This window comes from Enterobacter sp. MGH119, assembly GCF_001037675.1.
Taxonomy (GTDB): Bacteria; Pseudomonadota; Gammaproteobacteria; order Enterobacterales; family Enterobacteriaceae; genus Enterobacter; species Enterobacter hormaechei_C.
Genome location: NZ_KQ089929.1, coordinates 727,059 through 747,327, shown reverse-complemented (window position 1 = coordinate 747,327; position 20,269 = coordinate 727,059). Strand labels below are relative to the sequence as shown.

Here is a 20,269-nt window from a genome sequence, read left to right as displayed (position 1 = left end):
CATGAACATGCGCTTCCCCACTGTTATGACCTTGCCCTGGCGTGCTGACGCCGCGGAGTTCTGGTTTGCCCGTCTGAGCCACCTTCCTTTTGCCATGCTGCTGCACTCCGGCCATGCGGATCACCCCTACAGCCGCTTTGATATTCTGGTGGCCGACCCGGTTAAAACGCTGACGACCGATGCGCTGTCGCCAACGGACGATCCGCTGATGCGGCTTCAGAACGAGATCGATGCTCTGGGCTTAACTGCCAGACCTGATCCGGATCTGCCTTTCCAGGGGGGCGCGCTGGGCCTGTTTGGTTACGATCTGGGTCGCCGTTTCGAAACGCTGCCTGAGCATGCGCAGGCGGATATTTCCCTGCCGGATATGGCGGTGGGGCTGTATGACTGGGCGCTGATCGTGGATCACCGTAAGCAGACGGTTTCTCTGCTGAGCCACCGGGACGTACAGGCGCGTCTGGCCTGGCTTGAGGCGCAACGGCCCGCCGCCCCGGAACACTTTATGCTGACCTCCGGCTGGCGCTCGAACATGAGCGCGGAGGAATACGCGGAAAAATTCTCCCGTGTGCAGGCGTATCTTCACAGTGGCGACTGTTATCAGGTCAACCTTGCCCAGCGTTTCCAGGCGGCGTACAAGGGAGACGAATGGCAGGCGTTTACCCGCCTCAATGCCAGCAATAAGGCCCCGTTCAGTGCATTTTTACGCTTTGAACACGGCGCCATACTCAGCCTTTCGCCTGAGCGTTTTATCCACCTGGCTGACGGTATGATTCAGACCCGCCCAATAAAGGGCACACTGCCGCGCCTTGCCAACGCCGACGCCGACCGCCAGCAGGCGGAGACGCTGGCGGCCTCTCCCAAAGATCGTGCCGAAAACCTGATGATTGTCGATCTGATGCGCAATGATATTGGTCGCGTCGCCGAGCCGGGCAGCGTGCGCGTGCCGGAGCTGTTCGTCGTGGAGCCTTTCCCGGCGGTGCATCATCTGGTCAGCACCATCACCGCACGCCTGCCGGCCTCGCGAACCGCCTGCGATCTGCTCCGCGCCGCGTTTCCGGGCGGCTCCATCACCGGCGCGCCGAAGGTCCGGGCGATGGAGATCATCGACGAACTGGAACCACATCGCCGCAACGCCTGGTGCGGCAGCATCGGCTATGTGAGTCTGTGCGGCACCATGGATACCAGCATCACTATTCGCACCCTGACGGCGTGCGACGGTAACCTGTACTGTTCCGCAGGCGGTGGCATTGTGGCCGATAGCCAGGTCGAGGCGGAATATCAGGAAACCTTTGATAAAGTGAATCGTATCCTGAAACAACTGGAGAACTCACGGTGAAGAAAGACAACCTGACGCTGGATGATTTTCTGTCACGCTTTCAGCTTCTGCGGCCCCAGGTTAGCCGCGCCACGCTGAATCAACGTCAGGCGGCGGTGCTGATCCCGGTCGTGCGCCGTGAGCAGCCGGGTCTGTTGCTTACCCAGCGCTCACCGCATATGCGAAAACACGCCGGTCAGGTTGCGTTCCCGGGCGGCGCGGTGGACAGCACCGATGCATCCCTGATTGCCGCCGCACTGCGTGAAGCGCATGAGGAAGTGGCAATCCCCCCGGAGACAGTCGAGGTGATCGGCGTGCTGCCGCCAGTGGACAGCGTAACCGGTTTTCAGGTCACGCCGGTCGTTGGCATTATTCCGCCCGATCTTCAGTATCACGCCAGCGTCGATGAAGTTTCAGCGGTGTTCGAAATGCCGCTGGAAGAGGCCCTTCGTCTGGGCCGCTATCACCCACTGGATATTCACCGCCGCGGACACGATCATCGGGTCTGGCTGTCGTGGTATCAGCATTATTTTGTCTGGGGCATGACGGCAGGCATCATTCGTGAGCTGGCCCTGCAAATCGGCCTGAAGCCTTGACTATACTTTACATTCCACCCTTTTCTGGCAGGTTTGCGATCGGCGTCGCGCTATTAGCAAAACCATCGTTAACCATTAGTTTAATTCATGTGAATAGTTAAGCCGAGGTTGGTGTTCCCTCTTACACTATGCGCAGTTATAACATCGTTACTGGAACCCCAGTAACCCTGTCAGGAGTGTGAAAGTGATTAGTATATTCGACATGTTCAAAGTGGGGATTGGTCCTTCCTCTTCCCACACTGTAGGGCCGATGAAGGCCGGTAAACAGTTCGTCGATGATCTGGTCGAAAAAGGATTACTGGAAAGCGTTACCCGTGTCGCCGTAGACGTTTACGGTTCACTGTCATTAACGGGTAAAGGCCACCACACCGATATCGCCATTATTATGGGTCTGGCAGGCAATATGCCGGACACTGTTGATATTGATGCCATTCCGGCATTTATCCGCGACGTGGAAACGCGCGGACGCTTACTGCTGGCTAACGGTCAGCACGAAGTGGACTTCCCGCAGGATGACGGGATGCGTTTTCGTAGCGACAACCTGCCGCTGCATGAAAACGGCATGACCATCCACGCCTGGAGCGGCGAAAAAGAGATCTACAGTAAAACCTACTACTCCATCGGCGGCGGCTTTATCGTTGACGAAGAACACTTTGGTAAAGAGAGCGCGGGCGACGTCAATGTGCCCTATCCGTTTAAATCGGCCACCGAGATGCTGGGCTACTGCAAAGAGACCGGTCTGTCCCTGTCCGGCATGGTGATGCAGAATGAACTGGCGCTGCACAGCAAGAAAGAGATCGAAGACTATTTTGCTAACGTGTGGCAAACCATGCGCGCCTGTATTGACCGCGGGATGAACACCGAGGGTGTTCTGCCTGGGCCTCTGCGCGTACCGCGTCGTGCCTCTGCGCTGCGCCGCATGCTGGTCACCACCGACAAGTTCTCCAATGACCCAATGAACGTGGTCGACTGGGTGAACATGTTTGCCCTCGCGGTTAACGAAGAGAACGCAGCGGGTGGTCGCGTGGTGACGGCGCCGACCAACGGCGCGTGCGGTATCGTTCCGGCGGTGCTGGCCTATTACGATCACTTTATTGAGCCCGTGACACCGGATATCTATATCCGTTATTTCCTCGCGGCAGGCGCTATCGGCGCGCTGTACAAAATGAATGCGTCCATCTCTGGTGCCGAAGTAGGCTGTCAGGGTGAAGTGGGCGTGGCCTGCTCTATGGCGGCAGCGGGTCTGGCGGAACTGTTGGGCGCCAGCCCTGAGCAGGTGTGCGTGGCGGCGGAAATCGGTATGGAGCACAACCTCGGTCTGACCTGTGACCCGGTTGCCGGTCAGGTGCAGGTGCCGTGCATTGAGCGTAACGCCATCGCCTCCGTCAAAGCGATCAACGCCTCGCGTATGGCGATGCGCCGTACCAGCGAGCCACGCGTGTCGCTGGATAAGGTTATTGAAACCATGTACGAAACCGGCAAGGACATGAACGCGAAGTACCGTGAGACCTCGCGCGGCGGTCTGGCCATTAAGGTGCAGTGCGACTAAGCCTTCCTTTCGCCCATCTGCAACAGATGGGCGAATTTTCCCCTCTCGTCTCGTCGCTTCACGTATTCCCCACTACACTGTCACTGTTGCGTCTGGCTTTTCTGGCCGGTGCTTAACAGGCGACCGTTCATGCAAACTGCACAAACGATCATAAAAGACTATCGCCGAAAACGCGTTATCGTCTGTGTCACGGTTGCGCTCGTTACGCTCGTCCTGACGCTGGGCATTCGCTTTATTTCACAGCGCAACATAAATCAGGATCGGATCCACGACTTTACCCACCACACCGTGCGTGCGCTTGATAAGGTGCTTCTCTCGTTAGAGGTCCAGCGTGAAACGCTACTTTCACTGGTTGGCATACCCTGTTCCGAAGCAAATCTGATCCTGCGAAAACAGGCGGCGATCCTCCAGACCGTACGCTCCATCGCCCTCATTCAAGACGGAATACTGTATTGCTCAAGCGTCTTTGGCAGCCGTAATGTGCCCGTCAGTGAGTTTGTGCCGGAGCTTCCAGTCAGTGAATCCAGGCTGCTGCTGTCGACTGACCGGTGGCTGGTAAAAGGCAGCCCGGTACTGATTCAGTGGTCTCCCGTTGCGGGCGACGGCAACGACGGGGTGATGGAGGTGGTGAATATCGATCTCATCACTAAAATGATTCTCGAGCCGCAGCGGCCGCAGATCACCGACGTTGTCCTGAGAGTAGGAGATAACTTCCTCCGCGACGGGCAACAGGTGACGACTACGCCGACCTTCGATGAAAACGCCTCCCTGCTGGAACAGTCGTCACAACATTACCCTTTCAGCGTCACGGTGAGCGGCCCCGGGCCTGGCGAAATGGCGTTAAAAAATCTGCCCACCCAGCTGCCGCTGGCGTTGATGCTCAGCTTACTGATGGGCTATATCGCCTGGCTCGCCACGGCGCGGCGAATCAGTTTCACCTGGGAAATCAACATGGGAATTGCGGCCAGGGAGTTTGAGCTCTTCTGCCAGCCGCTGGTGAATGCCCGCACCCGGGAATGCGTCGGCGTCGAGATCCTCCTGCGCTGGAACAACCCGCGTCAGGGATGGATTTCGCCCGATGTCTTTATCCCTCTGGCCGAAGAACATAACCTGATTGTTCCGCTTACCCGCTACGTCATCAGCGAAACGGTGCGGCAGATAGGCTATTTCCCTGCCTCGCGCGATTTCCATATCGGCATTAACGTGGCCGCCAGCCATTTTCGCCGCGCTGCGCTTATCCAGGATCTCAACCGCATCTGGTTTAACGCCAGCCCTGTTCAACAGTTGATCGTGGAGTTAACCGAACGCGATGCGTTGCTGGATGTGGATTACCGCATCGTGCGGGAGCTGCACCGCAAAGGGGTGAAACTTGCGATTGATGATTTTGGTACCGGCAACAGCTCACTTTCATGGCTAGAAAAACTGCATCCGGATGTGCTGAAAATTGATAAATCCTTCACCACCGCGATCGGCACCGACGCCGTGAACTCAACGGTAACAGATATTATTATTGCGCTTGGCCAGCGGCTGAATATTGAACTGGTTGCGGAAGGGGTGGAAACCGAGGAGCAGTCACGCTACCTGCGCCGTCACAGCGTACATATTTTGCAGGGGTACTTGTATGCGCGGCCAATGCCGCTGCGCGAGTTTCCGAAATGGCTGGCGGAAAGTCACTCTCCGCCAGCCCGTCACAACGGACACATCGTGCCCTTACTGCCGTTACGCTAGATAACGTTACTCTTCTTCATCGTGCGCAGAGTGCTCTTTAACAATACGCACCATATCAACGCGATAGTCGTTGGCTTCGACGATGGTAATTTGCAGCGGCGGCAGCTCCAGCACATCACCGATACGCGGGATCTGCCCGTTAACGGAGATCACCAGCCCCGCCACGGTGGCAATATCTTCATCATCATTGACCACGTTTTCGACGCCCAGCGTGTGCGAGAGTGCGTGCAGGTCGGTGGTGCCTTTCACCAGCCAGCCGTCACCGTCGGCAACGATTTCCGGGGTTTCATCCGCATCAGGGAATTCACCGGCAATGGCTTCCAGCACGTCCAGCGGCGTCACCAGGCCCTGTACCACACCAAATTCGTTGGTGACGATAACAAAGCTCCCGCGAGCACGGCGCAATACGCCCAGCAGGTTGATCGGATCCAGCGTTTCAGGCACCACGATAGCGGGCGACGCGGCCGCTACGGCCTCGACGTTAACGCCCTCTTCCAGCGCCACCAGCATCTCTTTCGCGCGTACCACACCGATGATCTCATCCAGCTCACCCCGGCAGACCGGGAACAGGCTGTGCGGCGAGGAGAGCAGCTGCTGACGAATTTCGTCGACGCTCAGGTTGGCGTCCACCCAGCTGATTTCGCCGCGCGGCGTCATAATACCGCGCAGGGAGCGGGAAGCCAGCGAAAGCACGCCATTGATCATGTAGCGTTCTTCTTCCACAAACGCGCCTTCCGGCACCGGAACCGGGTTGCGGTTCTCGTTATCAGCCTGCACGTTCACCTGACGACGCCCGCCCATCAGTCGCAGAATCGCATCTGCGGTACGGGCTCGCAGCGGCTGATTCGACTGCTGCTTAATAAAGTTACGGCGCGCAATCTGGTTAAACAGCTCGATCAGAATCGAGAAGCCAATCGCAGCGTACAGGTAGCCTTTCGGAATATGGAAGCCAAACCCTTCTGCCACCAGGCTCAGACCAATCATCAGCAGGAAGCTCAGACACAGCACAACGACCGTCGGATGCTGGTTGACGAAACGCGTCAGCGGTTTCGACGCCAGCAGCATTACCGCCATCGCAATCACCACCGCCGCCATCATCACCGGCAGATGGTTCACCATGCCGACCGCCGTAATCACCGCATCCAGTGAGAAGACCGCATCAAGCACCACAATCTGTAGAACAACCACCCAGAAGCTGGCATAACCCTTACCGTGGCCATCATCGTGCTGCCGGTTCTCCAGCCGTTCATGCAGCTCTGTTGTGGCTTTGAACAGCAGGAACAGTCCCCCTACCAGCATAATTAAATCGCGGCCGGAGAAGGTGAAATCCATGACGGTGAACAGGGGCTTCGTCAGGGTGACCATCCACGAGATAACAGACAGTAAGCCCAGACGCATGATCAGCGCCAGCGAGAGGCCGATCAGACGGGCTTTATCACGCTGTTTCGGCGGCAGTTTATCTGCGAGGATGGCGATAAACACCAGGTTATCAATACCGAGAACGATCTCCAGCACGACCAGCGTAAGCAAGCCTACCCAGATTGACGGGTCCATTAAGAATTCCATGACACGCTCCTGCTAAAGGAATGACAAAACGGTGCCCCGCTAATGTCGGGCATTTCAAAGGGAATGAGAGTCGATGCGTGGCGAAGATCGCCGGTGATTAAGGCGCGGAATGGCCTGGAAGATGACTGACGTCGGTGACGGTCCATATAGTGGGCTGTAGCCCTATACTCCTGAATAATTAAACGGACGCTAAACATATCAGAGACAATTGGTTTTTAGCAAAGATTTACGTTCCTTTGCAAACTTCTGTAACACACGCGGATTATCTTAGAGAAAAATCTGTAAGGCGTAGCTAAATTACGGATCTTCATCACATAAATTATTTTTTCACTATCTAAAATAATTCGCGGAAGTCTTAGTTTTTTTGAACTCTAACCCTTATCTGAATCGATTCGGTTCGCCAATACGATTCTCAGTACGCCTGCCTGGCAGACGTATAAATGATAATAAAAGGAGGTAGCAAGTGACCATTGCTATTGTCATAGGCACACATGGTTGGGCTGCGGAGCAGTTACTCAAAACGGTAGAAATGCTGTTGGGCGAGCAGGATAACGTCGGCTGGATCGATTTCGTTCCCGGTGAAAATGCCGAGACGCTGATTGAAAAATACACTGCTCAGCTTGAGAAGCTGGATACCAGCAAAGGCGTGCTGTTTCTCGTGGATACATGGGGCGGCAGCCCGTTCAACGCTGCCAGCCGCATTGTCGTCGATAAAGAGCATTATGAAGTCGTCGCCGGGGTGAATATCCCGATGTTGGTGGAAACCTTCATGGCGCGTGACGACAACCCAGGCTTTGACGAGCTGGTGGCGCTGGCGGTGGAAACCGGTCGCGAAGGCGTGAAGGCGCTGAAAGCGCAGCCGGTTGAAAAACCTGCCCCTGCCCCTGCTGCACCAAAAGCCGCTGCACCGGCGAAGCCAATGGGTCCGAACGATTACATGGTTATCGGCCTTGCGCGTATTGATGACCGTCTGATCCACGGCCAGGTGGCGACGCGCTGGACCAAAGAGACCAACGTACAACGCATCATCGTGGTCAGTGACGAAGTGGCCGCCGACACTGTCCGTAAAACCCTTCTTACCCAGGTTGCACCGCCGGGCGTCACCGCGCACGTCGTGGATGTCGCCAAAATGATCCGCGTTTACAACAACCCGAAATACGCGGGCGAACGCGTGATGCTTCTGTTCACCAACCCGACAGACGTTGAACGCATTGTTGAAGGCGGCGTGAAAATCACCTCCGTTAACATTGGCGGTATGGCTTTCCGTCAGGGCAAAACGCAGGTCAACAACGCGATTTCAGTGGATGCGAAAGATATCGAGGCCTTCAACAAGCTGAATGCACGCGGTATCGAGCTGGAAGCCCGTAAGGTTTCCACGGATCAGAAACTGAAAATGATGGATTTGATCGGCAAAGTGGGGAAATAAGCCCGGGCCGGTTTTTCATATAGAGCTTATGTAATAGGAGAAGTGCAATGGAGATTACTACTCTTCAGATTGTGCTGGTGTTCATCGTCGCGTGTATTGCGGGTATGGAGTCCGTACTTGATGAATTTCAGTTCCACCGCCCTCTGGTGGCCTGTACGTTGATTGGCGCCGTTCTCGGTGACATGAAAACCGGTATCATCATCGGTGGTACCCTGGAAATGATCGCCCTCGGCTGGATGAACATCGGTGCGGCAGTTGCGCCAGATGCCGCGCTGGCGTCCATTATTTCGACCGTTCTGGTTATCGCCGGTCATCAGAGTATTGGTGCCGGTATCGCGCTGGCCATCCCGCTGGCCGCAGCGGGTCAGGTGCTGACCATTATTGTCCGTACTATTACCGTGGCCTTCCAGCACGCGGCGGATAAGGCGGCCGAAAACGGCAACCTCACCGCGCTCTCCTGGATCCACGTTTCTTCCCTGTTCCTGCAAGCGATGCGTATCGCGATCCCTGCAGTTATCGTGGCGATTTCTGTCGGTACCAGCGAAGTTCAGGGCATGCTGAATGCGATCCCTGAAGTGGTCACCAGCGGTCTGAATATCGCCGGGGGTATGATCGTGGTGGTCGGTTATGCGATGGTCATCAACATGATGCGCGCGGGCTACCTGATGCCATTCTTCTACCTCGGCTTCGTTACCGCTGCGTTCACCAACTTCAACCTGGTTGCGCTGGGTGTGATTGGTGCGGTGATGGCGATTCTTTATATCCAGCTCAACCCGAAATACAACCGTGTCGCGGGTGCCCCTGCGCAGGCTGCTGGTAACAACGATCTCGATAACGAACTGGACTAACAGGTGAGCGAAATGGTTGATATGACAAAAACTACCACTGAGAAAAAACTCACTCCGGGTGATATTCGTGGCGTGTTCATCCGTTCTAACCTGTTTCAGGGTTCATGGAACTTCGAACGTATGCAGGCGCTCGGCTTCTGCTTCTCCATGGTGCCGGCCATCAAACGCCTGTATCCGGAAAACAACGAAGCACGCCGTCAGGCAATTAAGCGTCATCTGGAATTCTTCAACACCCATCCTTATGTTGCGGCGCCGGTTCTGGGCGTGACGCTGGCGATGGAAGAGCAGCGTGCGAACGGGGCTGAAATCGACGATGGTGCCATCAACGGTATCAAAGTTGGTCTGATGGGGCCGCTGGCAGGCGTGGGCGACCCGATTTTCTGGGGTACCGTGCGTCCGGTCTTTGCGGCGCTGGGCGCCGGGATCGCCATGAGCGGCAGCCTGCTCGGTCCTCTGCTGTTCTTCATCCTGTTCAACGCGGTGCGTCTGCTGACCCGTTACTACGGCGTGGCGTACGGCTATCGTAAAGGTGTGGATATCGTTAAGGATATGGGCGGCGGCTTCCTGCAAAAACTGACTGAGGGGGCGTCAATTCTCGGCCTGTTTGTAATGGGGGCGCTGGTTAACAAGTGGACGCACGTAAACATCCCGCTGGTGGTATCAACGATCACCGGTCAGGATGGTCAGACGCGCGTTACCACCGTGCAGACCATTCTGGACCAGCTGATGCCGGGCCTGGTACCGCTGCTGTTAACCTTCGCCTGTATGTGGCTGCTGCGTAAGAAAGTGAACCCGCTTTGGATCATCGTTGGCTTCTTCGTCATCGGTATCGCGGGCTACGCTGTCGGCCTGCTGGGTCTGTAATAAAATGCGTTACTGATCGGGGGCTTGCCCCCGGTCTTTTTATCTGGAGGATGAATGACTGTCACGGACACCGTACTGGTTTTATTTATTGTTGCCCTTCTGGCTTACGCGATCTATGACGAGTTTATTATGCCTCGCCGCCACGGCGAGACGCTGCTGACCCTTCCCCTCTTACGCCGTGGACGCATTGATGCGTTTATCTTCGCCGGTCTGGTAGTCATCCTCATTTACAATAATGTGACCAGCCACGGCGCAATATTAACCACATGGTTATTATGTGCGCTGGCATTAATGGCGATTTACCTGTTCTGGATCCGCTCGCCAAAACTCATTTTTAAAAAACACGGATTCTTCTTCGCCAATGTCTGGATAGAATATAACCGTATTAAAGAGATGAATTTATCCGAAGACGGGGTTCTGGTGATGCAATTAGAACAACGCCGCCTGCTCATCCGGGTCAGAAATATTGATGACCTGGAAAAGATATACAAATTACTTGTTAAAACTCAATGATTTATAATTATAGCATCTGCTATATATTGCATTATTCTTGAACCAGCAATATAGCCGGTGCTATATCTCCTCTGTTAATTGACTTATATTTATTAACGATATTTTCACGCATAAATCTAAATGAAAATCGTTATCAACATAGTGGCTATATAAAGCCATCTTCGTTGTTGTTTTATATTCTCAAAATATGTTAAGGTTGCGCCCGTCGTTGGGGAGTAGCCGATTTCCTGCCTGCGGGAAATGTACGTGTCAACATACTCGTTGAAAAACGTGGCGCGTACGGATCGTTTTTAAGCACAATTACTGTGCCAGAAGCGATCAGGCGAGACCATAGATACATCAACTGCTGTTTACTGGGGGCAGTGATGTGTCATATGGATATCCCCGGTCTGGACGCTCTTATGAATATCTCCGCTACGATCCTTCTGGCTTTTGGCATGTCCATGGACGCATTTGCCGCCTCTATCGGCAAAGGTGCCACTCTCCATAAACCTAAATTTTCCGAAGCCCTGCGTACCGGTCTCATCTTTGGCGCTATCGAAACGCTGACGCCGCTTATCGGCTGGGGACTGGGGATGCTCGCCAGCCAGTTTGTGCTGGAGTGGAATCACTGGATTGCTTTCGTGCTGCTGGTGTTCCTCGGCGGACGTATGGTGATTGAAGGTTTTCGTGGCAACGGCGATGAAGATGATGCGCCGCTGCAACGCCACGGCTTCTGGCTTCTGGTGACAACCGCCATCGCAACCAGCCTGGATGCAATGGCCGTGGGTGTCGGTCTGGCGTTTTTGCAGGTCAATATTATCGCCACCGCGCTGGCGATTGGCTGCGCCACGCTGATCATGTCAACGCTGGGGATGATGGTGGGTCGGTTCATTGGCCCGCTGTTAGGCAAACGCGCCGAAATTCTGGGCGGTATCGTGTTGATCGGGATTGGTGCCCAAATCCTTTGGGCACACTTCGCGGGTTAACCTTCGCGCTGCCAGCAATGGATGCTGAAATCCGTCTGGCAGCGAAATTCTGTCTGCGCTGCCAGCGTTTCCCACACCTCTGGTTTTGCCCGCCACGCAAACGGCGTCATTTGCAGTAACGCCACCGCTTCACTTCCCTGCAACATCATTTCATACGCTACCGACTGCGCCTGCTTTAACGCAAAGCCTGCCAGCTGTTCAGAGTGAGGCGCATGCAGGTGAACTTCATCATAGATCAGCCCTTTTAGCTCCAGCAGATGACGCGGCCCTGGCGTGACGGTGATAACCCAGCCACCGGGCTTAACGACGCGCGCCAGCTCCTCAGCCTTGCACGGCGCATAGATACGCACCACGGCGTCCATACTCGCTTCCTCAAACGGCAGGCGGTGGCTGGAGGCCACGCAGAACGTTACCGCTGAGTAGCGTTTGGCTGCCGCACGGATAGCCACTTTAGATACGTCCAGCCCGTACGTTTCGGCGCCCTTCTCAGCCGCCACGTCAGCAAACGTGGCGGTGTAGTAACCTTCGCCGCAGCCGATATCCAGCATGGCGGATGCGCCTTCTGTCAGATATTCACGGAGTAAGGCGACAACGGCATCCCTGAGCGGTTGATAATGCCCGGCATCGAGAAACGCCCGGCGCGCCTGCATCATCTCCGCGCTGTCACCCGGGTCCCGGGAGCGCTTGTGCTGTACCGGCAGAAGATTTACATAGCCCTCTTTCGCCCGGTCAAACTGATGTCCCTGTGGACAGATAAACGTTTTCTCCGCGCGCGTCAGCGGCGCGTGGCAAAGGGGACAACTGAAAGACATGACAGCTCCAGGGCGTAAACCAAAAGGCGAAGTGTACCGCTATTCGCCAGGGTTATAAACGGCTGGGTGATGCATCACGATCAGATGGTCAGAATCTGCCGGCAGCCCGTCAGGCTTTACGTTTTCCAGACGCAGAACGTTCCCCATGATTTCGCTGAAAACGGGCGCGGAAACGGCCCCGCCGTAATAGGCACCGTTTTGCGGATCGTTAATCACCACCACCAGCGCAAAACGGGGATCGCTGGCAGGCGCAACGCCTGCGGTATAGGCGACGTATTTATCCACATACTTACCGTGTTCATCGATTTTTTTGGCCGTCCCGGTTTTTATCGCCACGCGATAGTTACGCACCGCCGCTTTGATTCCACCACCGCCGGGTAACGCGACGCTCTCCATCATGTGCTCCACCTCGTGAACAATTTCCTCGGGCATCACCCGCTTGCCAATCACCGGCGGATCGATTCGGGTGATGGACAGAGGCCGTTCAATGCCATAGCTGCCGATGGTGGCATACACATGCGCCAGCTGGAGGGGGGTTACCATCAGGCCATATCCAAAGGCAAAGGTCGCCCGGTCTAACTGGCTCCAGAATTTCCGCTGCGGCAGTAAACCTGCGCTTTCTCCCGTTAAGCCAAGCCCGGTACTCTCGCCAAAGCCAAAGTGTTTATAGGTATCCAGTAACCGTTGCACAGGCATCGCCAGCGAAAGACGGGACACGCCCGTGTCACTGGATTTTTGCAGGATGCCGGTCATCGTCAGCTCGGGGTAGTAGCCCACGTCGCGGATACGATGGCCATCAATGGTGTAGGGATGCGTGTCTATGACGCTGTCAGGCTGTACCAGCCCCTGCTGTAGCGCCGTCATCAGCACCAGAGGCTTAACGGTCGAGCCAACTCCATGACAACAAAGAAAAAAGAGGCAACGATGCGTTTACTTATTCGTACAGTAATTGTACTGGCCATTGTGTGGATCGGCCTGTTATTAAGTGGGTACGGCGTATTAATGGGAAGCAAAGAAAATGCCGCGGGTCTGGGTATCCAGTGTAAATATCTTACCGCCCGGGGGGTAAGCACGGCGCAGTACATCCATTCCGACAGCGGGATCATCGGGTTAACCAACTGTCCTGTGCTGCGTAAATCATCTGATGTGATTGATAACGGTTAATCAGCGTTGAATTTCGCTTACAAGAACGCCGCACTGTTGCGGCGTTTTTATTGAAAGCGTCGATCAGAACGGATAATCGTTATAGCCCATCTGCTCTGAAATTTTGCGCGCTGCGGTATGCAGGATCGCCACATATTCATGAAGACGCTCTTCAGAGAAACGCAGCGTTGGGAACGAAATGCTCAGGCCCGCAATGACAACGCCGAAACGGTCAAATACCGGCACACCGATACAACGCAGCCCCTCTTCCTGCTCTTCGTTATCTTCCCCGTAACCCTGCTCACGCACATTATCCAGCACGCTCAGCAGTTCATCCGTACTGGTAATGGTGCGGTCGGTGCTGCGTTTGTACTCCACCCCGTCAAGGATCTGCTTCACCTCTTCGCGATCGCGCCAGGCCAGCAGTACTTTACCAATTGCGGTGCTGTAGAGCGGGTTACGACGACCGATGCGTGAATACATGCGCAGGTTGTACATGGAGTCAATTTTGTGGATGTAAACAATGCTGTCTTCATCCAGCGCACCGAGGTGAATTGTCTCTTTCGTCAATCGTGAAAGTTCACGCATCTGAATGTCAGCGCTGCGGATCAGATCCACGTTTTGCAAAGCGCGGGCGCCCAGTTCAAACAGTTTCAGCGTCAGAGAATATTTTTCTGATTCTCCTTCCTGCGCGACATAACCCAATGATTTCATCGTCTGCAAAAAGCGATAAACGGTGCTTTTCGACATCATCACACGCTGCGACAACTCTGTAATACCAATTTCACGCTCTTCTCCGAGCGCCTGCAAGATGCCAAACACCTTCAGCACGGAAGAAACAGAATCTGGCTGCTTATCCAAATCTGCGATTGCCATTTATCACCTCATGGAGAGTGTTTTATAAAAATCAGAACCGGTTTTTATTATAAATTCGTGTGATGCGTGCTGCAATCTATCTGGGTTTACTTCGTTACAAATCTGCGACATAAAACCGAAATAACGATGCTAAAATAGTTACTCTGAAAATAATTTCACGCTGAGTCATTCTTTTCCCATGCAAAAAAACGTTTCTGATGGCCTGCCCTTACCGCAGAGGTACGGGGCAATTGCCACTATTGTCATCGGTATTTCGATGGCTGTCCTTGACGGTGCGATTGCCAACGTTGCTCTTCCTACCATTGCAAAAGACCTTAATGCTTCTCCCGCAAGCTCCATCTGGATTGTGAACGCGTACCAGATAGCAATTGTGATTTCCCTCCTGTCACTCTCTTTCCTGGGCGATATGTTTGGCTATCGCCGGGTTTACCAGTGCGGGCTGGTGGTCTTTACCCTCACCTCGCTCTTCTGTGCCCTTTCCGATTCACTGCACACCCTCACCCTGGCGCGTATCGCGCAGGGCTTTGGCGGCGCGGCGCTAATGAGCGTGAACACGGCCCTCATACGGCTTATCTATCCTCACCGCCACCTGGGGCGCGGCATGGGCATTAATTCCTTTATTGTGGCCGTGTCGTCCGCTGCCGGGCCGACGATTGCCGCCGCCATTCTGTCCGTTGCCTCGTGGCAGTGGCTGTTTGCCATTAATGTGCCGCTGGGTATTGTGGCGATCTTCTTCGCCCTGCGCTATCTTCCGGAAAATGGTCCGAAAAACACCATGCCGCGTTTTGACCTGCCCAGCGCCGTGATGAACGCGCTGACCTTTGGCCTGCTGATTACCGCGCTGAGCGGATTTGCGCAGGGGCAGTCTCTGTCGCTCATTGCCGCAGAAATCGTTGCCATGCTTATCATCGGATTTTTCTTCGTACGACGTCAGCTGGCGCTGCCCGTGCCGTTACTGCCGGTGGATTTGCTGCGTATTCCGCTGTTTTCGCTATCCATTTGTACCTCCATTTGCTCGTTCTGCGCCCAGATGCTGGCGCTGGTTGCGCTGCCGTTCTTTTTGCAGAGCGTGATTGGCCGTTCGGAAGTGGAAACAGGCTTGCTGCTCACGCCCTGGCCTCTGGCAACCATGGTGATGGCCCCGCTGGCCGGTTACCTTATTGAGCGCGTTCATGCCGGGCTTCTGGGGGCGATTGGGCTGGTTGTCATGGCGGTGGGACTGTTTGCACTGGCGCTCCTGCCCGCCTCGCCAGGGGATCTGGATATTATCTGGCGCATGATCCTGTGCGGGGCCGGTTTTGGTCTGTTCCAGTCCCCTAATAACCACACGATTATCACCTCTGCCCCACGTCATCGCAGCGGTGGCGCCAGCGGGATGCTGGGCACGGCAAGACTGTTAGGGCAAAGCACCGGGGCCGCACTGGTAGCCTTGATGTTTAACCTGGCCGGGCAGAATGCGACACACGTTGCGCTGATTACCGCAGGGACACTGGCGACCCTCGCGGCTGTCATTAGCGGTCTTCGTGTCACCCAGCCAAAGGCGCAGGCATAAAAAAACCGGGCGGAGAAGGACTCCTGCCCGGTTGTTTTCAACCCGATTACGTTACTTCAGATATTCGCCGCTACGCAGCGCTTCAATACGTTTATCCAGCGGCGGGTGAGACATAAACAGCTCGCTCAGCGACTTTGACTTGCCGTTGATGCAGAAGGCCATCATGCTGTTTGCTTCCTGCGGCTCGTAGCTGGTTTTAAGACGTTGCAGCGCAGCAATCATCTTTTCACGACCCACCAGTTTCGCGGAACCGGCATCCGCATGGAACTCACGATGACGGGAGAACCACATGGTAATAATGCTTGCCAGGATACCGAACACCAGCTCCAGCACCATTGAAACAGCAAAATAGATCAGCGGGTTGCCGTTGCTCTCTTCACCCTCATCACGGTTGCCACCCATAAACCCGGCAGCAATCTGCGCCAGAATACGGGAAATAAAGATAACGAAGGTGTTCACCACGCCCTGGATCAGGGTCATGGTGACCATATCGCCATTAGCGATGTGGCTGATCTCGTGAGCAATAACCGCTTCCGCTTCGTCACGGCTCATGTTTTGCAGCAGACCGGTGCTGACGGCCACCAGGGACGCGTCACGACGCGCACCGGTAGCAAACGCGTTGATATCCGGCGCGTGGTAGATGGCTACCTGCGGCATGGCAATGCCTGCCTGCTTTGACTGCTGAGCAACCGTGCTCATCAGCCACTGCTCCATATCGTTACGCGGTTGCTCAATAACTTCACCGCCCACGGATTTCAGTGCCATCCACTTCGACATTAGCAGTGAAATGAAAGAGCCACCGAAACCAAACAGCAGCGCCATAATCAACAGACCCTGAACGCTGCTCGACTGAATTCCCGTCAGGCTTAGCACCAGCCCGAATACCACCATCACCGCCAGGTTGGTGAGCAGGAAGAGCGCGATTCGCATCATAATATTCTTTTAACCTCAGTTTAACAAAACGCACTATGCGATTACCCACATCGTATGGGTATTACGGCTATTTTCAAGCATCCAGACGGCGTAAGTCACCAGAAAGACACAACTTTACACAATTGGAAATCTGCCTGACGGAAGGATGAGGAACAAAAAGAAACAGGCACAATTTCTTGTGCCTGTTGGGGGATTATTTTGTCGGAGCAGGTTGCACAGCAGGTTTCTCTTTTTCCAGCTTCGCGAGATCAAGCGCGATATGCACCGTCTCGTCCAGATACGGATCGGGCTCCTGGTAATCCTTAGGCAGATCGTCCAGTTTTTTGAGCAGAGGCTTGCCTTCACGTTTGAAGCGATCGTTGATACGCGCCAGACGTGTCGCGTCATCTTCATTGTTCTCTTTCTCACGCTGAGCGTAGTTCAGAGACACAATGTTCCGTTTTGCTTTAAGGGCGTTGAAACGCGCGATGTCCTTCATGATGTACTGGAATTCCGGATCATTCCCGATGCGATCGTTGTGATTTTTCAGCAGTTCCGGTCCGAACTGTTTCATATCACCCGATTTCACGAATGTCGCGGCATCAATGCTATCCCACGGCAGCGCGTTATCTTCAAACTTCTCGCCCGTTTCCGTCTCTTCGGTACCTGTCGGCATCATAATATCCGGCGTCACGCCTTTGCGCTGCGTGCTGCCGCCGTTGACGCGGTAAAACTTCTGAATGGTGTACTGTACTGAGCCCAGCGCCGGCCATTCAGGGCGCAGCATCTGGTCGTAAATACGGTTCAGAGAGCGGTACTGCTGAACGGTGCCCTTGCCAAACGTCGGTTCGCCGACGATTAACGCCCGGCCGTAATCCTGCATGGCAGCAGCGAAGATTTCCGATGCAGAGGCGCTGAAGCGATCGACAAGCACCACCAGCGGCCCCTTATAGTAAACCACACCATCGGTATCCGCATCTTCACGCACTTTACCGTTGTTATCGCGCACCTGTACCACCGGGCCAGACGGGATAAACAGCCCGGAAAGCGAGACGGCCTCGGTCAATGCCCCGCCGCCGTTGCTGCGCAGGTCAATGATCACGCTGCTGACATTCTGCTTTTCAAGCTTCTGAAGCTGCACTTTCACATCATCGGTCAGGCCGACGTAGAAACCAGGGATATCCAGAACGCCAACCTTCTCTTTACCCACGGTTTTCACCGACATTTTCACCGCGCGATCTTCCAGACGGATACGCTCACGGGTCAGAGTAACGATACGGGTTTTGGTGCCCTTACCGGCTGGCAGGATCTCCAGGCGAACTTTGCTGCCCTTCGGCCCTTTGATCAGCGCAACTACGTCATCAAGACGCCAGCCAATCACGTCCACCATGCTCTTTCCGGTTTGGCCCACACCGACAATACGGTCGCCTACGCTGATCGCTTTGCTTTTCGATGCAGGGCCACCGGCCACCATGGAGTTGATTACGGTGTAGTCATCGTCCATCTGAAGCACAGCACCGATACCTTCCAGAGACAGGCTCATTTCGGTATTGAACTGTTCGGTGTTACGTGGAGAGAGATAATTAGTGTGCGGATCAATTTCGTGCGCAAACGCGGTCATCGCCAGCGAGAAAACATCTTCACTGTTGGTCTGCGCCAGACGGCGAATAGCGAACTTGTAGCGTCGGTTTAACGTCTCACGGATCTCTTTCTCGTCTTTGCCTGTGAGCTTGAGGCTCAGTTCGTCATATTTGACTTTTCCATCCCACAGCGCATTCAGTTCAGCCTCGTCTTTCGGCCATGGCGCTTTGCTGCGGTCCAGATTAAAGGTGTCGTTGCCGGTGAAGTCCATAGGACGTTCCAGCACTTTCAGCGCGTATTGATAACGCTCAAAACGGCGCTTTTGCGATAAGTTGTACAGATCGTAGAACAGATCGAGTTTTCCGGAGCGCAGCTCATCACCCACTTCGGATTTGCGTTTAGCGAACTGTTCGACATCGCTGGCCAGCAGTACGTTATGGCTGTAATCCAGCAAGTTCAGATAACGGTCAAAGATTTTGGCCGAGAAGGCCTGATCGAGATCGAACTGACGATAGTGCGAACGAGTAAAGCGCGACGTCACGCGCTCACTCACCGTCGCGTGCTGAGTCTCTTCCTTGAGAACCGGAATTTGATCAACACGCGTAATATCGTCCACAGCGAAAGCGTGGCCTGTTATAGCAAACAGGCCAGCCAGCGCGGTGAGCTTAAAAAAAGTGTTCATGCCAGGCTCGGCCTCCGTTTCAGAACAACAAGTGTTCTGCGCGTACAATCATTGACATACCAGAAGTCAGCTGTACACGAACGCCATCTTTGGTGATTTCCAGTACGGTGGCGTCCATCGCGTTGTTACCCGCTTTCACCTTCAGAGACTGACCTACGCTCAGCGCATTGATGTCAGAAACCGGGGTGTGGCGCGGCTCTTCGCGCGGCGCACGTGGGGCTTTAGCTGCTGGTTTGTCAGCACGCGGTTTGCGATCGTTATTTTCAGTACGACGCGGTGCCGGGCGCGGTTTACGCTCGCGACGAGGGGCGTCTTCCTGACCGTTTGCCGCTGCGGCTTCGCGTTTTTTCGCCTGCTGTTCCGCACGCTGTGCCTGCACGCGAGCTTTGGCTTCTTCAAGCTGCTTACGCGCATGTTCTACGTGCTGCTCGTCCAGCTCACCGCACGGGTTGCCGTCAAGGTCGACACGGGTCGCACCCGGCTTGATACCGTACAGGTAACGCCAGCTCGAGGTATAAAGGCGCAAGGCAGAACGAAGCTGCGTTTTGCTGAGGTTCATCTCCCCCTCAACGCGCGCGACCAAATCCTGAAAGATACCGACTTTCAGAGGACGCGCTTCACCTTCAGCGCTGAAGCACTGCGGGAAACGCTCGGCCAGAAATGCGATAACTTCTTTACTGCTATTCAACTTAGGTTGATTTTCCATGAAATTTCCTGATTACAACGGACGTTGCCAACAAGCGCAGGCATGAACAGGCGACATTATAATGACGCTATCAGTAAATGCTACGTTATCCGTTGATTATCCTGCGACGCTCGCAAAGAATTTATGATAATCGGTCTCTGCCAGAACATTTTCCAGGTTTGCGGCCAGCGCGCGCAGCCCCTGCTCATCCTCGGCAGTAAAGCGACTGAAGACCGTGCTGTCGATATCCAGAACGCCAATAATCTGATTTTTAACCACCAGCGGCAGTACGATTTCAGAATTGCTGCTGGCATCGCAGGCGATGTGGCCGTCAAACGCATGAACATCTTCGACACGCTGAACCTGACGGGTCGCCACTGCGGTACCGCACACGCCGCGACCTACCGGGATACGCACGCAGGCGAGTTTCCCCTGGAAAGGCCCCAGTACCAGCGTGTCGCCTTCCAGCAGATAAAAGCCCGCCCAGTTCACATCAGAAAGGCGTTCGAACAGTAACGCACTGGTATTTGCCAGAGTGGCTAAGAAACTGGTTTCCCCTGCCATTAATGCCTTAAAATCGCGATTCAGATCCGCGTAGAATTCTGTTTTGTTCATTATTCAATCACTTAGTTATCTTACATAGTTACCGCATA

General features: G+C 54.7%; 18 protein-coding genes and 1 pseudogene. 11 read left to right on the top strand and 8 right to left on the bottom strand.

What is annotated here, in order from left to right:
• The first annotated feature begins 1 nt into the window (after position 1).
• The 4 genes from pabB to SK53_RS03465 all read left to right on the top strand — a co-directional run bounded on the left by pabB (position 2) and on the right by SK53_RS03465 (position 5,188).
• On the top strand, positions 2 to 1,336 hold the full coding sequence (gene pabB, locus SK53_RS03480; RefSeq protein WP_048208521.1) for an aminodeoxychorismate synthase component 1: 1,335 nt from the start codon (positions 2 to 4) through the stop codon (positions 1,334 to 1,336).
• Complete coding sequence (locus SK53_RS03475; protein WP_003859921.1) at positions 1,333 to 1,911, top strand: CoA pyrophosphatase; 579 nt, start codon at positions 1,333 to 1,335, stop codon at positions 1,909 to 1,911. The genes pabB and SK53_RS03475 overlap by 4 nt, the downstream gene beginning before the upstream one ends.
• A gap of 184 nt (positions 1,912 to 2,095) precedes the next feature.
• Positions 2,096 to 3,460: an L-serine ammonia-lyase gene (sdaA, locus tag SK53_RS03470; RefSeq protein WP_003859920.1), complete on the top strand. Its 1,365-nt coding sequence runs from the start codon at positions 2,096 to 2,098 to the stop codon at positions 3,458 to 3,460.
• Positions 3,461 to 3,589: 129 nt separating this feature from the next.
• Positions 3,590 to 5,188: an EAL domain-containing protein gene (locus SK53_RS03465; RefSeq protein ID WP_022651433.1), complete on the top strand. Its 1,599-nt coding sequence runs from the start codon at positions 3,590 to 3,592 to the stop codon at positions 5,186 to 5,188.
• Positions 5,189 to 5,194: 6 nt separating this feature from the next.
• Here SK53_RS03465 and yoaE read toward each other — a convergent pair whose 3' ends face one another.
• Positions 5,195 to 6,754 carry a CNNM family cation transport protein YoaE gene (yoaE, locus tag SK53_RS03460; RefSeq protein WP_003859916.1) on the bottom strand — a complete coding sequence of 520 codons (1,560 nt, stop codon included), beginning with the start codon at positions 6,752 to 6,754 and terminating at the stop codon, positions 5,195 to 5,197.
• Positions 6,755 to 7,217: 463 nt separating this feature from the next.
• Here yoaE and manX point away from each other — a divergent pair, with 463 nt between their 5' ends.
• The 5 genes from manX (at position 7,218) to mntP (ending at position 11,373) form a co-directional block, all read left to right on the top strand.
• Positions 7,218 to 8,180, top strand: a complete 963-nt coding sequence (gene manX / locus SK53_RS03455; RefSeq protein ID WP_048208514.1) for a PTS mannose transporter subunit IIAB — start codon at positions 7,218 to 7,220, stop codon at positions 8,178 to 8,180.
• A gap of 47 nt (positions 8,181 to 8,227) precedes the next feature.
• Complete coding sequence (gene manY, locus SK53_RS03450; protein ID WP_048208513.1) at positions 8,228 to 9,028, top strand: PTS mannose transporter subunit IIC; 801 nt, start codon at positions 8,228 to 8,230, stop codon at positions 9,026 to 9,028.
• Positions 9,029 to 9,040: 12 nt separating this feature from the next.
• Positions 9,041 to 9,892 (top strand): PTS mannose transporter subunit IID, encoded by an 852-nt coding sequence (locus tag SK53_RS03445; protein ID WP_006810994.1) that lies wholly within the window; start codon positions 9,041 to 9,043, stop codon positions 9,890 to 9,892.
• Between the two features lie 54 nt (positions 9,893 to 9,946).
• Positions 9,947 to 10,405 (top strand): DUF986 family protein, encoded by a 459-nt coding sequence (locus SK53_RS03440; RefSeq protein ID WP_003859912.1) that lies wholly within the window; start codon positions 9,947 to 9,949, stop codon positions 10,403 to 10,405.
• A gap of 401 nt (positions 10,406 to 10,806) precedes the next feature.
• On the top strand, positions 10,807 to 11,373 hold the full coding sequence (mntP, locus tag SK53_RS03435; RefSeq protein WP_003859911.1) for a manganese efflux pump MntP: 567 nt from the start codon (positions 10,807 to 10,809) through the stop codon (positions 11,371 to 11,373).
• Here the strand turns inward: mntP and rlmA are convergent.
• Complete coding sequence (gene rlmA / locus SK53_RS03430) at positions 11,370 to 12,185, bottom strand: 23S rRNA (guanine(745)-N(1))-methyltransferase (RefSeq protein WP_045329821.1); 816 nt, start codon at positions 12,183 to 12,185, stop codon at positions 11,370 to 11,372. The genes mntP and rlmA overlap by 4 nt on opposite strands.
• 39 nt (positions 12,186 to 12,224) lie before the next feature.
• Positions 12,225 to 13,076, bottom strand: a pseudogene (locus tag SK53_RS03425) (penicillin-binding transpeptidase domain-containing protein); the annotation flags it as partial.
• A gap of 33 nt (positions 13,077 to 13,109) precedes the next feature.
• Between SK53_RS03425 and SK53_RS03420 the strand changes: the two are divergent.
• Entirely contained in the window at positions 13,110 to 13,349 is a 240-nt protein-coding gene (locus SK53_RS03420; RefSeq protein ID WP_003859905.1) for a YobH family protein, read from the top strand.
• A gap of 63 nt (positions 13,350 to 13,412) precedes the next feature.
• Here the strand turns inward: SK53_RS03420 and kdgR are convergent, their stop codons facing one another.
• Positions 13,413 to 14,204, bottom strand: coding sequence for a DNA-binding transcriptional regulator KdgR (kdgR, locus tag SK53_RS03415; protein WP_003859903.1), 792 nt, complete (start codon positions 14,202 to 14,204; stop codon positions 13,413 to 13,415).
• Positions 14,205 to 14,382: 178 nt separating this feature from the next.
• Between kdgR and SK53_RS03410 the strand changes: the two genes are divergently transcribed.
• Complete coding sequence (locus SK53_RS03410; protein WP_023314330.1) at positions 14,383 to 15,756, top strand: MFS transporter; 1,374 nt, start codon at positions 14,383 to 14,385, stop codon at positions 15,754 to 15,756.
• A 51-nt stretch (positions 15,757 to 15,807) separates the two neighbouring features.
• On the opposite strand, the gene htpX is transcribed toward SK53_RS03410, so the two are convergent.
• The 4 genes from htpX to SK53_RS03390 form a co-directional block, all read right to left on the bottom strand.
• Positions 15,808 to 16,689 (bottom strand): protease HtpX, encoded by an 882-nt coding sequence (gene htpX / locus SK53_RS03405; protein ID WP_003859899.1) that lies wholly within the window; start codon positions 16,687 to 16,689, stop codon positions 15,808 to 15,810.
• Positions 16,690 to 16,882: 193 nt separating this feature from the next.
• Positions 16,883 to 18,931, bottom strand: a complete 2,049-nt coding sequence (gene prc / locus SK53_RS03400) for a carboxy terminal-processing peptidase (RefSeq protein WP_048208511.1) — start codon at positions 18,929 to 18,931, stop codon at positions 16,883 to 16,885.
• Between the two features lie 19 nt (positions 18,932 to 18,950).
• Entirely contained in the window at positions 18,951 to 19,637 is a 687-nt protein-coding gene (proQ, locus tag SK53_RS03395) for an RNA chaperone ProQ (RefSeq protein WP_003859895.1), read from the bottom strand.
• A gap of 96 nt (positions 19,638 to 19,733) precedes the next feature.
• The gene (locus SK53_RS03390; protein WP_006811006.1) at positions 19,734 to 20,231 is read right to left on the bottom strand and encodes a GAF domain-containing protein; all 498 of its coding nucleotides are present in this window, start codon (positions 20,229 to 20,231) and stop codon (positions 19,734 to 19,736) included.
• Positions 20,232 to 20,269: the final 38 nt, after the last annotated feature.

Coding starts and splice junctions, on each gene's coding strand:
- pabB (WP_048208521.1), top strand. CDS start 2: ATGAACATGCGCTTCCCCACTGTTATGACCTTGCCCTGGCGTGCTGAC.
- SK53_RS03465 (WP_022651433.1), top strand. CDS start 3,590: ATGCAAACTGCACAAACGATCATAAAAGACTATCGCCGAAAACGCGTT.
- yoaE (WP_003859916.1), bottom strand. CDS start 6,754: ATGGAATTCTTAATGGACCCGTCAATCTGGGTAGGCTTGCTTACGCTG.
- manY (WP_048208513.1), top strand. CDS start 8,228: ATGGAGATTACTACTCTTCAGATTGTGCTGGTGTTCATCGTCGCGTGT.
- SK53_RS03445 (WP_006810994.1), top strand. CDS start 9,041: ATGGTTGATATGACAAAAACTACCACTGAGAAAAAACTCACTCCGGGT.
- SK53_RS03440 (WP_003859912.1), top strand. CDS start 9,947: ATGACTGTCACGGACACCGTACTGGTTTTATTTATTGTTGCCCTTCTG.
- mntP (WP_003859911.1), top strand. CDS start 10,807: ATGAATATCTCCGCTACGATCCTTCTGGCTTTTGGCATGTCCATGGAC.
- rlmA (WP_045329821.1), bottom strand. CDS start 12,185: ATGTCTTTCAGTTGTCCCCTTTGCCACGCGCCGCTGACGCGCGCGGAG.
- SK53_RS03420 (WP_003859905.1), top strand. CDS start 13,110: ATGCGTTTACTTATTCGTACAGTAATTGTACTGGCCATTGTGTGGATC.
- kdgR (WP_003859903.1), bottom strand. CDS start 14,204: ATGGCAATCGCAGATTTGGATAAGCAGCCAGATTCTGTTTCTTCCGTG.
- SK53_RS03410 (WP_023314330.1), top strand. CDS start 14,383: ATGCAAAAAAACGTTTCTGATGGCCTGCCCTTACCGCAGAGGTACGGG.
- htpX (WP_003859899.1), bottom strand. CDS start 16,689: ATGATGCGAATCGCGCTCTTCCTGCTCACCAACCTGGCGGTGATGGTG.
- prc (WP_048208511.1), bottom strand. CDS start 18,931: ATGAACACTTTTTTTAAGCTCACCGCGCTGGCTGGCCTGTTTGCTATA.
- proQ (WP_003859895.1), bottom strand. CDS start 19,637: ATGGAAAATCAACCTAAGTTGAATAGCAGTAAAGAAGTTATCGCATTT.
- SK53_RS03390 (WP_006811006.1), bottom strand. CDS start 20,231: ATGAACAAAACAGAATTCTACGCGGATCTGAATCGCGATTTTAAGGCA.